Annotated in this window: 13 protein-coding genes; 7 read left to right on the plus strand and 6 right to left on the minus strand. The window is 36.0% G+C overall.

The genetic code is table 11. The annotated features are described in order from the left end of the window. The first annotated feature begins 379 nt into the window (after positions 1-379). Positions 380-1,909: a S10 family peptidase gene (locus EKM00_RS11275; RefSeq protein ID WP_126516240.1), complete on the plus strand. Its 1,530-nt coding sequence runs from the start codon at positions 380-382 to the stop codon at positions 1,907-1,909. Positions 1,910-2,038: 129 nt separating this feature from the next. Then, positions 2,039-3,229 (plus strand): NAD(P)/FAD-dependent oxidoreductase, encoded by a 1,191-nt coding sequence (locus EKM00_RS11280; RefSeq protein WP_126516241.1) that lies wholly within the window; start codon positions 2,039-2,041, stop codon positions 3,227-3,229. A gap of 6 nt (positions 3,230-3,235) precedes the next feature. Here EKM00_RS11280 and EKM00_RS11285 read toward each other — a convergent pair whose 3' ends face one another. The 3 genes from EKM00_RS11285 to EKM00_RS11295 form a co-directional block, all read right to left on the minus strand. After that, entirely contained in the window at positions 3,236-3,619 is a 384-nt protein-coding gene (locus EKM00_RS11285) for a DUF3037 domain-containing protein (protein WP_126516242.1), read from the minus strand. Further along, complete coding sequence (locus EKM00_RS11290) at positions 3,597-4,391, minus strand: HipA family kinase (RefSeq protein WP_126516243.1); 795 nt, start codon at positions 4,389-4,391, stop codon at positions 3,597-3,599. Before EKM00_RS11290 ends, EKM00_RS11285 begins: the two co-directional genes overlap by 23 nt. Before the next feature lie 77 nt (positions 4,392-4,468). Then, on the minus strand, positions 4,469-5,323 hold the full coding sequence (locus EKM00_RS11295; RefSeq protein ID WP_126516244.1) for an NAD(P)H-hydrate dehydratase: 855 nt from the start codon (positions 5,321-5,323) through the stop codon (positions 4,469-4,471). 285 nt (positions 5,324-5,608) lie between these two features. On the opposite strand from EKM00_RS11295, the gene gcvT reads away from it, so the two are divergent. From gcvT to EKM00_RS11310, 3 genes are all read left to right on the plus strand, one after another. Continuing rightward, the gene (gcvT, locus tag EKM00_RS11300; RefSeq protein ID WP_126516245.1) at positions 5,609-6,691 is read left to right on the plus strand and encodes a glycine cleavage system aminomethyltransferase GcvT; all 1,083 of its coding nucleotides are present in this window, start codon (positions 5,609-5,611) and stop codon (positions 6,689-6,691) included. A gap of 58 nt (positions 6,692-6,749) precedes the next feature. Beyond that, positions 6,750-7,463 carry a YebC/PmpR family DNA-binding transcriptional regulator gene (locus tag EKM00_RS11305; protein ID WP_126516246.1) on the plus strand — a complete coding sequence of 238 codons (714 nt, stop codon included), beginning with the start codon at positions 6,750-6,752 and terminating at the stop codon, positions 7,461-7,463. Between the two features lie 537 nt (positions 7,464-8,000). Further along, on the plus strand, positions 8,001-10,073 hold the full coding sequence (locus EKM00_RS11310) for a hypothetical protein (protein ID WP_126516247.1): 2,073 nt from the start codon (positions 8,001-8,003) through the stop codon (positions 10,071-10,073). Between the two features lie 81 nt (positions 10,074-10,154). Here the strand turns inward: EKM00_RS11310 and EKM00_RS11315 are convergent, their stop codons facing one another. Continuing rightward, entirely contained in the window at positions 10,155-11,195 is a 1,041-nt protein-coding gene (locus EKM00_RS11315) for a PLP-dependent cysteine synthase family protein (protein ID WP_126463342.1), read from the minus strand. 71 nt (positions 11,196-11,266) lie between these two features. Further along, on the minus strand, positions 11,267-13,402 hold the full coding sequence (locus EKM00_RS11320; RefSeq protein WP_199734672.1) for a S9 family peptidase: 2,136 nt from the start codon (positions 13,400-13,402) through the stop codon (positions 11,267-11,269). A gap of 70 nt (positions 13,403-13,472) precedes the next feature. Here EKM00_RS11320 and EKM00_RS11325 point away from each other — a divergent pair, with 70 nt between their 5' ends. Next, complete coding sequence (locus tag EKM00_RS11325; RefSeq protein WP_126454841.1) at positions 13,473-13,793, plus strand: YbaB/EbfC family nucleoid-associated protein; 321 nt, start codon at positions 13,473-13,475, stop codon at positions 13,791-13,793. An 85-nt stretch (positions 13,794-13,878) separates the two neighbouring features. Here the strand turns inward: EKM00_RS11325 and EKM00_RS11330 are convergent, their stop codons facing one another. Further along, entirely contained in the window at positions 13,879-14,901 is a 1,023-nt protein-coding gene (locus EKM00_RS11330; protein WP_126456163.1) for a threonine aldolase family protein, read from the minus strand. 191 nt (positions 14,902-15,092) lie between these two features. On the opposite strand from EKM00_RS11330, the gene prfB reads away from it, so the two are divergent. Next, a protein-coding gene (gene prfB, locus EKM00_RS11335; RefSeq protein WP_126456165.1) for a peptide chain release factor 2 occupies positions 15,093-16,191 on the plus strand; the annotation gives its coding sequence in 2 pieces (ribosomal slippage) (positions 15,093-15,155 and positions 15,157-16,191; 1,098 coding nt in all). Positions 16,192-16,596 lie beyond the last annotated feature (405 nt).

Here is a 16,596-nt window from a genome sequence, read left to right on the forward strand (position 1 = left end):
GTAGTCGATGATTTATAGTTTCATAAAAAACAACGTAAAAATATTTCCGATTAAAAAGATAGATAAAGTACTACATGTTGGTTAAAAAAGTTATCATCAATGGAAAAGTCAGTCAGTTTCAAGGCAAAAACCAAGAGCTGAGCTCGGTTCATAAAAAACAACTTCCTTCTATTTTGAATCAAAACAAGATTTGGAAGTCCAAGAATAACTCCCGAATTTTAGCGGTGTTATTTTATTCAACCTACTTTTATAAAGATTTTTTAGTTTGAAAATCACAATTTTGCTTTCTTTTATAGATGCTCCAATAAAAAACAATACATTAGTGAAATTAAATTTTATCAAAAAATTGTTGTAAAAAACACCTCAAACCGATCTCTTTATGAAAAAAACAGTACTATCGTTGCTCTTAGTTGGATTTTTTACGACAATGCATGCCCAACCATCAAAAACACCAGCAGCTACTCCTGCGCCAAAAGAAGAATATTCAGCTGCAAATCTTATTTTCAATCCGGATTCGCAGGTCATAACAGAACACAGCACAACTATCAAAGGTCAAAAAGTGCCTTACAAAGCAACCACTGGGACGATGCCGGTTTGGGACGAGGATGGAAAAGCAATTGCCGGATTATTTTACACGTATTATGAGCGATCTGATGTAAAAGATCGTGCTGCCCGCCCTTTAGTCATCTCCTTTAATGGCGGTCCAGGTTCCGCTTCGGTTTGGATGCAGATTGCTTACACGGGTCCTACTTTAATTAATATTGATGATGAAGGCTATCCGTTACAGCCTTATGGAATCAAGGAAAATCCATATTCGATATTGGATGTCGCCGATATTGTTTTTGTAAATCCTGTTAATACCGCCTATTCAAGAGCGACAAGTAAAGAAATACCAACCACTAAATTCTTTGGTGTAAATGCCGACATTAAATACCTTGCTGATTGGATTAATGGATTTGTATCCCGAACCAATCGTTGGGCTTCACCCAAATATCTCATTGGTGAAAGTTATGGTACTACGCGTGTTTCCGGATTGGCACTAGAATTACAAAATAGTGAATGGATGTATTTGAACGGCGTTATTTTAGTATCGCCAACTGAATTGGGAATCACTCGTGGAGTCGCTTCTGAAGCTGCGCTGAAACTGCCTTATTTTGCTGCTACGGCTTGGTTCCATAAAAAATTACCTGCTGATTTACAGAACAAAGATTTAACGGATATGCTGCCTGAAGTAGAAGAATTCACCATAAATGAACTGCTTCCCGCAATGAGCAAAGGAGGCGCATTGGACGATCAAAAAAGAAAAGAAATCGCGTCCAAAATTGCGCGCTATTCCGGGCTTTCGGAAAAAGTGGTTTTACAAAATAATTTAGATGTTCCCTATGATTATTTCTGGAAAGAATTGTTACGCGATCAAGGATTTACCGTAGGAAGATTAGATTCTCGTTACAAAGGAATTGACCGTAAAACCGCTGGTGACAGTCCTGATTTTAATGCCGAACTTACTTCTTGGCTCCACTCCTTTACTCCTGCCATCAATATGTACTTGCGCAATAATTTGAATTACAAAACCGATTTCAAATACAATATGTTTGGTTCTGTGCGGCCTTGGAATGATTCCAATGATAAAACCGGAGAAAACCTGCGTCAAGCCATGGCTCAAAATCCGTATTTGCATGTAATGGTTCAGTCCGGCTATTATGACGGGGCTTGTGATTATTTCAACTCGAAATACAACATGTGGCAAATGGATCCAAGCGGAAGACTAAAAGATCGAATGTCCTGGAAAGGTTACAGAAGCGGGCACATGATGTATTTGAGAAAAGTAGATTTAGAAACTGCCAACGAGGATATCAGACAATTTATAAAACAATCCTTGCCGAAAGCCGGAGAGTCGGCAAAATATTAGTGGATAAAAAATTTCTAAAAAGGCTGTTCAAAATTATTTTGAACAGCCTTTTTTATTTTTTACATATACATTGGCTAATATAAAATACGTAACGGCATTTATGGGTGAAACAAAACCTATTTTTGTGACGTGAAAAAATCAGTTTCAATTATTGGAGGAGGACCCGCAGCACTTATACTGGCTGCATTATTGGATTGTGAGAAATTCAAGGTTACAGTCTACGAAAAAAACAAAACACTGGGAAGGAAATTTTTGGTGGCCGGAAAAGGGGGATTTAACCTCACCCATTCGGAACCCATTGCTGAATTGATTGCACGCTATACACCACCTCATTTTTTGGAAAAAGCATTGCTTGATTTTGATAATGAAGACTTTAGACAGTGGATAGATACCATCGGTATCCCAACCTATATTGGCAGTAGCAAACGAGTATATCCTGAAAGTGGCATCAAACCCATAACAGTACTCAACGCAATTCTGGCTGTTTTGACTAAGCAAGGGGTCGCTATTCAATACCAACACACCTGGACGGGCTGGAGGAACAAAGATGACATCGTTTTCAATACAGATACAGCAATAAAATCCGACTACACCATTTTTGCCCTGGGCGGTGGTAGCTGGAAGATCACCGGTTCTGATGGTGCCTGGCTAGATTTATTTGCAAGGAAAAATATTCCTATCGTTGCTTTTCAATCTTCGAATTGTGCGTATCGGGTGAACTGGCCGGAAGATTTCATCTTGGAACATGAAGGCAGTCCGCTTAAAAATATTGCGATTAGCTGTTTGAATAAAAGACAAAAAGGCGAAGCGGTTATCACACGTTTTGGTTTAGAAGGAAATGCTATTTATGCTCTTAGTCCACACATTCGGGAAGAATTGGAAAGTCAACAAAAAGCTACAATTTTCCTAGATCTCAAACCAACCTTATGTCATGAAGATTTGCTTGACAAAATTAGAAAATCAACTTTTAAAAAGACGAGCGAAACATTACAGAAAGAAGTAAAATTGAGTCCCGCTCAAATTGGACTTTTGAAAAAATACCTTTCGAAAGAAATCTACTTGAATCCAGAATTATTGGCTCAAAATATTAAAAAATTAAGCCTCGAAATTACCGGTGCTGCGTTATTGAACGATGCGATATCAACGACAGGCGGTATCCAACTGAATGCTGTGGACGAAAATTTTCAACTAAAAGATAAAAAAAGTAATTATTGCATTGGTGAAATGCTCGACTGGGATGCACCTACCGGCGGCTATCTCTTGCAAGCTTGTTTTAGTATGGGAATGCACCTCGCGCGCCACTTAAACAGTCTTTCTTAGATTTTATTACAACACCATTTCTTCAAACAAGCGTTGTGTTGTTTGTTCTAAATCATCACACAATCCTGGATGTGGTCTTGAGGTTTGAATGGCGGAACTGCGAAGTGCTGTTAACCACCGGAAACGCGATGGAATATCAAATTGTCCTATTGGTCCTCCTGATTTTTCGCCATGCGCTACTTTGGCAAATGCCTGTATATTTAAATGCAGTTGTTCAACATCCAAATCATCTGAAAAAACTTGGAGTTTGGATTCATTTACTGCATACAAAACCTTGATGAATTTTGCTTTTTTACAAAAAAGAATAATACCCACATTGAGGAATTCTTCGCGTTCTACCCTTGGCACAACCCGGATTACGGCATACTCATATAAGTGCTTTTCTTGCATTTTGTGCTTCGTTTATAAAAATTTCGGAATGGTTCAAACGCGTTATTAAAAACTGAAAATAGACTTCCCGAATTGCATCCGGAGTTTCATCGGTATCTTCCCAATGGAGCCATACTTCCGGAATCAGATTCACGATATTTTGCAATACATCGTCAGTCATTATTTTTTTGAATGCTACATCAGTTTCTATTAATAAAGAAGCCTGAGGCAACAAAACATGGTCTTTAATCAGTGCAAAAGGACTTTGTGCTTGCTTTTCCCAATTGGTCCACGAATGATGAAAATAAAGACTTGCGCCGTGATCGATCAACCATAATTCTTTATGCCAGATCAACATATTGGTGTTTCTAAACGTTCGGTCTACATTGGTAATAAAAGCATCCAACCAAACAATTTGGGATGCTAATTTTGGCTCTACTAAAGTGACAACAGGATCAAAATTTATGGCTCCCGATAAATAATGCAATGCCAAGTTAAGTCCTTGACTGCCTTGAAGCAAGTCCTGAATTTCTTCATCGCCTTCGGAACGTCCAAAAGCTTCGTCGAGATTTGCAAAAACGAGTTCTGGCATTTTTAGATTTAAAACACGGGCAATTTCTCCACCTATTAATTCGGCAATTAAGGCTTTTACACCGTGTCCAGCACCTTTAAATTTCAATACGTATTTAAAATCATCATCGGCTTCCGCCAAAGCTGGCAAGGAACCACCTTCGCGCAATGGTGTGATGTATCTGGTCACATTGACCGTTCTTAAAAGAGGTATTTTTTTCATAATTTAAAGTGGTTAAGCTAATTTGCTCGGTTACAAACTTACAAATAAGTGGGGTAAAATTCATTTAGGTACGCGATTTACTCCAATTTTTCTAAACTCAAAAAAGCTTTCCCAATATTTGCAATTACATCTGAAGCGATAAAAGATTGATAACTGGTTTCTGACAAAGCAATATCCGCGGTTAATCCGTGAAGATACACGCCAAGAATTGCGGCACTAATGGGTTCATAGGCTTGTGCCAAGAGACTTGTAATCATTCCCGTCAAAACATCACCAGTTCCAGCGGTTGCAAGCGCAGCATTTCCGGAGGTATTTTCATATACCGTTTCACCATCAATGATTCGGGTGGGTGCGCCTTTCATAACGATTATAATTTCGTGTTGTTTGGAGAAAGAGATTGCTTTATTCATTTTTTCTTCTTCGAAATGCCATTTTCCAATTAATCGTTCCAGTTCTTTGGGATGTGGCGTTAAGATTGTTTTGGGCGGTACTAAAGAAAACCATTCGTTGTTTTGGGATAAAATATTCAGTGCATCGGCATCGATCACTAAAGGCGTTTTATTTGTTTTTAAAAACTGATGCAGCGCATTTTGGGTTTCTACGGCCTGACCCAATCCAGGACCAATTCCGATGGCTTGTGGTGTAATGTCGAAAGTAATATTGGAAATTGATTTCTCCTGATTGTCAGTTAAAACCATGACTTCTGGGATTGAAATTTGTAAAATATCGTACCCACATTTCGGAATAAAAACCGTGACTAATCCGCAGCCGGTTTTCAAAGCCGCTTTAGAGGATAAGCTCACTGCTCCTATTTTGCCGTAACTTCCGCCAATGATTAAAGCGTGTCCTTGAATACCTTTGTGGGTATGTTTGTCTGATTGTTTGAAGCGTTTTAGAATTTCTTTTTGGTCAATATTAATAGGATTCGTCATGGAAATTTATTTGTTTAAAATTACGACTTTAATAGGAAACAAATTCGTTATTTGAACCGAAATTCCCTAGCCCTGATTATAACGGAAATCCTTATTATACGCCTTTTTGGCGAATAATAAGATTGCAGTGAAAAGCAGGAAATAGCTCCTAAAAAAACTTATGATAAATGATATGGTACGTGTTGTTCCGAAAACGTTTGAAACTTTAAACTTTGCTTCGCTCTGCCTTTGTCACCCGAAATAAAATCAATAAATTAGCAAAATTAAATTTTATAGAAAAACACAATGAAAAATACTGCGCTTACGCACATACACGAGAGTTTGGGAGCAAAAATGCTACCGTTTGCCGGATACAATATGCCCATTTTATATGAAGGAGTGAATGCGGAACATGAAACGGTGCGCAATGCCGTGGGTGTTTTTGACGTTTCTCACATGGGTGAATTCCTGCTTACGGGTCCAAATGCATTGGCTTTAATTCAGAAAGTGACTACGAATGACGCTTCGACTTTGACTATCGGAAAAGCGCAATATTCTTGTTTGCCAAATAATGATGGTGGAATTGTAGATGATTTGCTTGTTTATAAAATGAAAGATGAGCAGTATTTATTAGTAGTAAATGCGTCGAATATTGAGAAAGATTGGGATTGGATTTCGGCTCAAAATGATTTGGGTGTGGAGATGAAAAACCTTTCGGATGATTATTCATTATTGGCAATTCAAGGGCCAAAAGCGGTTGAAGCAATGCAATCGTTGACTTCAAAAGATTTATCTGCGATTCCGTATTACCATTTTGAAGTGGGTGAATTTGCGGGTATCAAAGATGTAATTATTTCGGCTACAGGATATACTGGTTCTGGAGGTTTTGAAATTTATTGCAAAAATTCAGAAGTAGAACAAATTTGGACTAAAGTTTTTGAAGCAGGTGCAGCATTTGGAATCAAGCCAATTGGTCTTGCAGCTCGTGACACGTTGCGATTGGAAATGGGTTTCTGTTTGTACGGAAATGACATTAATGACACGACTTCGCCACTGGAAGCTGGTTTGGGATGGATTACAAAGTTCACAAAAGAATTCACGAATTCAGAAAATCTGAAAAAACAAAAAGAAGCGGGTGTTTCTAAAAAACTGGTTGCTTTTGAAATGCAGGAACGTGCGGTGCCAAGACACGATTACGAAATTGTAGATGCAACAGGAAATGTAATCGGAATTGTAACTTCGGGAACGATGTCACCTTCAATGAATAAAGGAATAGGAATGGGGTATGTAACTTCAGAAAACAGTGCTTTGGAAAGCGATATCTTTATCCGAATCCGTAAAAATGACGTCCCTGCCAAAGTGGTAAAATTACCTTTTTACAAGAAATAAAATCATTGGATAAAGTTTAGAATAACTGTATTTTTGCAGTTCAAAATAAGAAATAGAAATGGGAAGAGCGTTTGAGTTTAGAAAAGGAAGAAAAATGAAACGTTGGTCAGCAATGGCCAAAGCATTTACCAGAATAGGAAAAGATATTGTAATGGCCGTAAAAGAAGGCGGACCAAATCCTGATGCCAATTCTAGATTACGAGCCGTGATCCAGAACTCTAAGGCAGTGAATATGCCAAAAGAAAATGTGGAACGCGCCATTAAAAAAGCAATCGATAAAGACACGGCCAATTATAAAGAAGTTTTATTTGAAGGATATGCACCCCATGGTATTGCCATTCTGGTTGAAACTGCTACTGATAATAATAACAGAACGGTGGCTAATGTTAGGAGTTATTTTAACAAATGCAATGGCACATTGGGAACACAAGGTTCAGTTGAATTTATGTTTGATCACACCTGTAATTTTAGAATCCCGGCAAACGGAATTGATCCTGAAGAACTAGAGTTAGAGTTAATCGATTTTGGTGCTGAAGAAGTTTTTGAAGACGAAGATGGTATTTTAATATATGCGCCCTTTGGAAGTTTTGGAACCATTCAAAAAGAATTAGAAAACAGAGGACTGGAAATTCTTTCTTCCGGATTTGAAAGAATCCCCCAAATTACTAAAAAACTATCGGAAGCTGAAATGGCCGATGTAGAAAAATTAATTGAAAAAATGGAAGAAGACGATGATGTCATGAACGTGTATCATACTATGGAAGAAGCATAAACTTAATTTCTACAATAACTTAAACTCTAGCTTCGGCTGGAGTTTTTTTGCCTGAAAATGTATGACTTTAAAATTAAGCCTCGGTCATTTATTGTTTTAAATATTCTCTGGAGTGTCCCATATCCTTTTTTATCAGGTGCTCAAGTAATAAATCAAAAATAAAAAAATACAATATTTAATTAAAAAATACAAGTTCCATTATTTAGTGAATATAAGTTTAATTCACGGTCTATAATTAACACGATGAGATTTAGCAAACGAGTATTTTTAATATATTTTTTCCTGATATCAAGTTTCTTATATTTGCCTACTTTTTGATAAATGCGACGCCCAAAAAACAAGCGAAACAGCCAGCAAGTGAGAACATAATTATTTAAAAATAGAGCACCATCATTGAATATTAAGAATAAAAGGGAAAATTATTTTTTGTGACAATTTTCAGCAGAATGTAGTCACTGATTGAATGCGTGTAGTGAATTAACTAAATATTCCTAATACAGAATATCGTTCTAAGGAACGTTTTAAATTATAACATATATGACAAACAACATTCTAATTGAAAATCAATATAAAAGAACCAGTTTATTTGAAAAAGAAAATGTAAACTATTTAGTGCGTATTTTAAAAAGGTTTAATACTGTACCAAAGATAAATAACATCAATATAATCACCTCAACTAGTGAGCCTACTATTTTCAAAATTATACCCAATAAATCGATTATTATTGGCTCGTCCTTTTTGAACAAACCTATTTTAGCTCTAGTTTATTTAAGATATGGTATTGAATGGCAGTTATGGTACAAAGCGTTGAATAACGAAAAAAAAGAGGCTGTTTTATGCGATATCGCTGCACTTAAAGTGATTCGAATATTTTATAATTTACTGCCTAAAGATGATAAAGAAAAATTAGAAGATCTTGATTATGTTTTAATTAATTTAATCAAAAATGACACCTATTTAAATACAGAATCTTCATTAATAAACGAAGAGCTACAATCTTTCCATGGTTTAAAAAATTTAAATACTGAACTCAAAGAATCTTGGAAACCTATTGTTGAAAATCTAGCAAAACCCACCGAATACTTATTGATGTCTGGAGGAGATCTTAGATTGAATATCGACGAAATTCATTTGCTAAACAAATACGGATGTCGCCCATTCCCAAGACCTGATGCATTTACTTTTGCCTCATCTACGGCGTCCAGCGTTTCAAATTTTGCTTTTGATAAAACCGATAAAGTGAGAAGTATATTAATTAGAAACAGCTTGAAAAACAGTTTTAAAAATACTACTACCGACTTTTCTGAATTACTAAAAAATAACCTTAGAAAAATATTTAAATTAAATGAGGAATGTGAAATAATTTTTTCTCCATCAGGTACCGATTCGTCGCTGCAAATAGCAGCTATAACACAAATTATTTCCGACAAAGAAATTACACACATTTTGGTGGCCTCTGATGAAACTGGTAGTGGCGTTGCTGCCGCCTTAAAGGGATGCCACTTTGAAAACACTACTGCACTAAATTATCCAATTAAAAAAGATACTAAAATTGAAGGCTTTAGAGAGGTTGATTTAATTAAAATCCCTTTTCGAGATGAAAATGGCGCATCAAAATCTTCTGCTCAATTAGATAAGGAAGTATTTGATGCCGTTATCAAGACCAAAAATCAAGGCAGGCACATCGTGTTACATACTATGGACCAATCAAAATTAGGGTATCAATCTCCCAGTGACGAATTTATAAAAAAACTAAATACACTTGAAAATTTATCAATTCAGATTATTGTAGATGGCTCACAGCTTAGATTAGATCCAAAAGACATACAAAATTATTTAAACAAAGGGTATATTGTTACTATAACAGGAAGTAAATTTTTCACGGGCCCTCCATACTGCGGTGCATTAATTCTACCTAAAAGTGTCAACAAATTAATACATTCTGTAAAAAACACATTGCCCAAAGGTTTAACCCAATATTACAATCATTCTGATTGGCCGGCTTCGTGGTTTTGTTCCAATGAATTATCCGATGGGTATAACTATGGTTCCTATATGCGTTGGAATGCGGCCGTAGTTGAAATGGACAGATACTACAAAACACCTGTTTTATATCGAAATATGGGTATTGAGATGTTTTGCAATTTTGTTGATGATTCCATAAAAGAAGCCACTTTTTTACAGCCTATTTATGGTGATGAAACAAAAACGAAGAGTTACAGTAGTAAAGAATTTGGAATACGAAATATCCGTACCATTTTTCCTTTCTTTATTTTTAAAGATAATGAAGTTTTATCTGTTGATAATGTAAAAAAATTATATACGTTATTAAATACTGATTTATCGGATCAGTTTGAAGGTTCTTCATTAGAAATCATTCGGCTTGCTGCCCAAAAATGCCATATTGGTCAAGCAGTTAATGTAAAATATACTACTGAAATTGAAAGTGCTATTTTAAGAATTAGTTTGGGAGCAAGAGTTATTTCTGAAAGTTGGGTCAACAGAGATATTAGTCTCTTTTTTAGAAACATAGAATTACAAATGAGCCAGATCACGATCACTATTAAAAAAATCGAATTAATACTTAGTACTCCTGAATTATTGGATTAACCAAAAAAGTATTCTTCTTTATATGATCAATAAAAAAGTCCCATTTGCAAAAGCTAATGGGACTTTTTATTTAATTTCAACTTATTTTATCATTTCTATTTTTTGAACTTCTTCTTGGTTTATACTGTCAAAGAAACCTTGTTCATGCATCCAATCATCACTAAATACTTTACTCATATAACGAGAACCGTGATCTGGAAATATGGCAATAACAACACTGTTAACATCAAACTCTCCTTCATCAGCATATTGCTTGATGGCTTGTAAAACAGCTCCTGAAGTATATCCTACAAATAAACCTTCTTTCCTTGTGATTTCTCGAGCCGCATGAGCACTTTCTTCGTCAGTTACTTTCATGAACTTATCAATAATATCAAAATCCGTTGCTGATGGAATTAAGTTCTTCCCTAAACCTTCTATTCGGTACGGATAAATTTCATCATTATCGAATTCTCCAGTTTCATGGTACTTTTTTAATACGGATCCAAAAGCATCGACTCCAAGAATTCTAATGTTTGGATTTTGTTCTTTTAAGTATTTTGCAGTACCGGAAATAGTTCCTCCTGTTCCACTACAAGCAATTAAGTGTGTGATTGCACCATTTGTTTGCTTCCAAATTTCTGGACCAGTAGACTTATAATGCGCATCAACATTCAACTGATTGAAATATTGGTTGATATACACCGAGCCTTTTGTTTCTTCATGCAAACGTTTGGCAACATTGTAATACGAACGTTTATCATCAGCAGAAACATGCGCCGGACAAACATACACTTTAGCGCCTAAGCTGCGAAGCATGTCTATTTTGTCTTTAGATGATTTAGAACTAACAGCCAGAATACAGCTATATCCTTTTATAATACTCACCATTGCTAAACTGAAACCCGTATTGCCGGATGTTGTTTCAATTATAGTATCACCAGGAGATAAAACGCCTCTCTTTTCAGCTTCTTCAATTATGTGCAATGCTATTCTGTCTTTGGAGGAATGTCCCGGATTAAAAGCTTCTACTTTTGCATAAAAAGCACCTTCTAACTCTTCAGTGACTTTATTTAACTTAATAAGAGGAGTATTACCTATAAGTTCTAAGACATTATTGTAAGCGTTTACTTTTTTTTTCATAAAAAAAATAGTTAGTTGCAGCAATTTCTGATTACACGACGAAAGTTACAAATTTAACAAAAAAAAGCTATCTAGTTTTTAATTTTTTCTAAATCTAATAAAAAACTATATTCCTTTGCTAATTCCTTTAAGGCTTCAAACCGACCTGAAGCACCGCCGTGACCCGCATCCATATTCGTATTAAGATATAAAACGGTATCATTTGTTTTTTGAGTACGGAGCTTTGCAACCCACTTGGCAGGCTCCCAATATTGTACTTGTGAATCATGAAGTCCGGTAGAAACGAACATGTTAGGATAGTTTTGAGCTTTTACGTTGTCATAAGGAGAGTAGGATGCCATATAATCATAATATTTTTTCTCGTTTGGATTGCCCCACTCATCATATTCTCCGGTTGTCAGCGGAATCGTGTCATCAAGCATCGTGGTGATAACATCTACAAAAGGAACCTGCGCAATTACTCCGTTGTACAATTCCGGTGCCATATTGACTACTGCTCCCATTAATAATCCACCAGCTGAACCGCCCTCGGCATATAAATGCTTTGGTGAAGTATATTTTTCCTGAATCAAAAACTTAGAACAATCAATAAAATCAGTGAAGGTGTTTTTCTTTCTCAATAATTTTCCGTCCTCATACCATTGTCTTCCTAAATCTTCCCCACCGCGAATGTGTGCTATGGCAAATACAAATCCTCGATCCAAAATTGACAAACGCGTAGATGAAAAATAAGCATCCATGGTAACGCCGTATGAACCGTAGGCATAAAGCAATACCGGATTATTCCCATCTTTTTTCAACCCCTTTTTGTACACCATAGATATGGGTACTTTGGTACCATCTGTTGCTGTGGCCCAAACACGCTCTTCGATATAATTATTTTTATCAAATTTACCCCCAAGAACCTGTTGCTCTTTCTTGATTTCTTTCTCTTTGGTTTTCATATTAAAGTCAATAACTGAAGATGGCGTTGCCAATGATTGGTAACTGTAACGCAAAATATCAGTATCAAAATCCACATTTGTCGTCGTATATGCGCTATACGTTTCGCTTCCAAATGGCAAATAATATTCTCCTTCTCCACTCCAAGGCATAATACGAATGTGGTTCAAACCATTGGAACGTTCTTCTACAACTAAATAGTTTCTAAAAATTTCGATATCTTCCAGTAAAACGTCTTTTCGATGCGCAATGACATCTTTCCAATTTTCTTTTGCAGTAGCGTTTTCAGGGGTTTTCATCAACTTGAAGTTAGTTGCTTTGTCCTTATTGGTCATGATATAAAAAGAATCTCCAAAATGAGAAATACTGTATTCTAAGCCGCGAACCCTTGGTTGAAAAACCACAAACTCTCCATCTGGAGTATCTGAATTTAAAATTCTGTACTCGGTTGTTAAGGTACTTCCGGAGCCTATTACAATATATTTTTTTGATTTTTCTTTGCCTACAGAAACATTGAACGTATCGTCTTTTTCATTAAAAACTAATATGTCAGTAGTTGAATCTGTGGCTAATTTATGTTTAAAAACTTTATCAGACCGCAAGGTAACTTTATCTTGTCTGGTGTAAAATATCGTTTTATTATCATTGGCCCAAACAGAACTTCCAGTAGCATTTTCAATCTTATCCGAAAGAATTTCTTCCGTCTCTAAGTTTTTGATTTGTATCGTATAAATACGTCTTCCAACGGTATCAATACCAAAACTCGCAAATTTATTGTCCGGACTCACGCTCAAACCACCCAATTGAAAGTAAGAATGGTCTTTGGCTAAGTCATTACAGTTGAATAAAATTTCTTCAGTAGCGGTAAGACTTCCTTTTTTTCTGGAATAAATGGGATAATCCTTTCCGGTTTCAAAACGCGTGATATAATAGTAACCATTGTATAAGTAAGGAACCGATTGATCGTCTTCCTTGATGCGGGCTTTCATTTCTTCGTATAATTCTTTCTGAAACCCTTTTGTATCCACAGTCATGGCTTCATAATACGTATTTTCTTGATTCAAATAATCAATCACTTCCAGGTTCTCTCTCTCGTTTAACCAGAAATAATTATCTACCCGTTTTTGGTTGTGTTTTTCTAAAGTTTTTGGAATTATTTTAGCTACGGGAGAAGGAATATTTTTTGACATTTGTTGCGCTTTTATATTAGTAATTGATGGTGCAAAAATAACACAAAGACAACTTAAGACGAGTTTATTTTTCATGAATATTTTATTGATTATAACTATGCAATATAGTAATTTTGTAAATCAAATTAATTTAAAAAATTAAAACATGGATTTAATGGGAATGATGGGCAAACTTAAAGAGACCCAACAAAAGATAGAAGACACAAAAAAACGTTTAGATACTGTTCTTATAGACGAACAAAGCACTGATGGTTTATTGAAAGTTACTTTGACTGCCAACAGAACCCTAAAATCAATTATTATTGACGACACTCTATTAGCAGATAAAGAGCAACTGGAAGATTATTTGATTTTAGTATTGAATAAAGCAATCGAAAAAGCGACAAATGTCAATCAGAGCGAACTGGATGTCGTTACTAAAATGGATATGCCAATGATTCCCGGAATGGAAGATTTGTTTAAATAAAAAAGTTTAAAGTTTAAGGTTTAACGTTTTTTGATCACGATAAAAACTTTAAACCTTAAACTTTAAACAAATTCTCCAAGAAGAACTATACTAACTTCTGCAAAGTTTCCAACACATAGGTATGCATAACTTCCTTATAATCAAGATGCGTGACTATTCGCAGTTTTCCATGCCCCATGGAACTGATTAAAATATTTTTTTGCTTTAACAATTCAATTAAATTCTTTTCGATACAATTTGGAACCAACGAGAAAATCAAAATATTAGTTTCAACCGGCTCTACTGATGCAACCCAGCTTACCTTTTTCAAAACTTCTGCAATTTCTTTCGCTCGTCTATGATCTTCAGCAAGGCGTTCTATATTATTGTCCAATGCATAAATTCCGGCTGCTGCCAAATAGCCTACCTGACGCATTCCGCCACCTAATATTTTTCGAATTCGCAATGCTCTGTGAATCGTGGCTTTGTCCGCTAACAACACCGAACCAATTGGTGCTCCCAAACCTTTAGACAAACAAACCGAAATGGTATCAAATAATTCCCCAAATGCTTTTGGATCTTGATTTTTGGCTACCAAAGCATTCCAGATTCGGGCTCCATCCAGGTGAAATTTCAAATTATTAGCATCACAAACCTTTTTTATTTTTTGCAAATCTTCCAGTTCATAGCAAGCGCCGCCACCTTTATTAGTGGTGTTTTCTACACAAACTAAACTTGTTAAAGGACTGTGGTAAAACTCCGGATCATTGATGGCTCCAGCCACTTGCTCTGCAGTTATCATTCCGCGGTTTCCGTCTAATAAGCAACAAGAAACGCCACTATTGAAGGAAACACCGCCGCCTTCATAATGGTATACATGTGCATATTTGTCAGCAATTAATTGTTCTCCGGGTTGGGTATGCAATTTTATCGCTGTTTGATTGGCCATCGTTCCTGATGGAAAAAAAAGACCCGCTTCCATACCAAACATCTCAGCAACTCTGGCTTCTAGGGCTATAACTGTAGGATCTTGTTTGTAAACATCATCGCCTACTTCAGCATTTAACATATGAACCAGCATTTCACGTGAAGGTTTCGTGATTGTGTCGCTAACTAAATTTATTTCCATATTTATTTTTATTTTCAGTACGGACAATTCGCGAATTGTCCCTTCGTAAAATTTTTCTATTTTTGTGCCACAAATTTACACAATACCGTTTATTAATTCCAACTAGTTCCGTTAAAACTACACTAAATGTAGTACACGGCAGCAATTTTGATAAATTATTGAAAACAGACCAACCAAATTAATATAATTTTATGACAACTACCGAACAAATTAAAGGTATTGTAGAGCGCCTTGGTGCGTTGAGGAGGTATCTTTGACGTTGATGCCAAGCTAATTGAGATCTCAAACGAAGAAGAGAAAACCTTTGCCCCTGATTTTTGGAACAATCCAAAAGAAGCTGAGATCATTGTAAAAAATCTGCGAAATAAGAAAAAGTGGATTGAAGATTACAATAAAGCAGTCGAAATGACGGACGAATTGCAACTTGCCTATGATTTTTACAAAGAAGGTGAACTTACCGGAGAAGAATTAGACGAACATTACTACGCCACTCAAGCGCATATTGAAGCCATTGAATTCAAGAACATGCTCTCGGACGAAGGGGATACTTTGAGTGCTGTGGTACAAATTACTGCTGGTGCCGGTGGAACCGAAAGTTGTGATTGGGCCGAAATGCTCATGCGCATGTACATGATGTGGGGCGAAAAATACGGTTACAAAATCAAAGAACTGAATTTCCAGAAAGGAGAAGCTGCCGGTATCAAGACCGTAACACTCGAATTTGAAGGCGATTATTCTTTTGGATATTTAAAAGGCGAAAACGGCGTGCATCGACTGGTACGAATTTCTCCTTTTGACAGCAATGCCAAACGTCATACCTCATTTGCATCCGTTTACGTGTATCCACTGGTAGATGATAGTATCGAAATTGACATCAATCCTGCTGATATTGAGATTACTACTTCGCGATCCAGCGGAGCTGGTGGACAAAATGTAAATAAGGTGGAGACTAAAGTACAATTGTTTCATAAACCTACCGGAATTCAAATACAATGTTCCGAAACGCGATCGCAGCAAGACAACAGACAGCGTGCCATGCAGATGTTACGCTCTCAATTGTACGAAATCGAGTTAAAAAAGAAACAAGCACAACGCGCTGATATTGAAGCTGGTAAAATGAAAATTGAATGGGGTTCCCAAATCAGGAATTATGTCATGCAACCTTATAAGTTAGTCAAAGATGTTCGCACCGGTTATGAAACCAGCAACGTTGACGGCGTTATGAATGGAGAAATTGATGAGTTCCTGAAAGCTTATTTAATGATGATGGGACAAAAGGAAGAGGAATAAAATACCATTTAGTTAAAATAAAACAGACCCTACCGGCTTTAAAGTCGGTGGGATTTTTTTTATAGATAAACCCCTTTTTTAACGGCTACATTTTATCATGTTACTTAAGGCATCATACTACTCTTTACCTTTTTTTCTAAAGCCATTAGAAAACGGTACTATTTTCTGCTTGGTAATTATTCACGACCCACAATTGCATCCCATTTTCAATGCTAATTTTTTTCTGTTTTGGAATTAACACTATTATGAAGAAAAATTAATTTAAAAAATATCCTATTGTATTAATCTAAACCGCTATAATTACTGTTTTTCGTCTTTTTTTAATTAAAAAACATTGTTGTCCGGTAAAAAACTTTTAAAAGTTAATTATCCTATATATTTATGGGCTTAGCGAGAATTTATCTC

The organism is Flavobacterium sp. RSP15, assembly GCF_003968755.1.
Lineage (GTDB): Bacteria > Bacteroidota > Bacteroidia > Flavobacteriales > Flavobacteriaceae > Flavobacterium.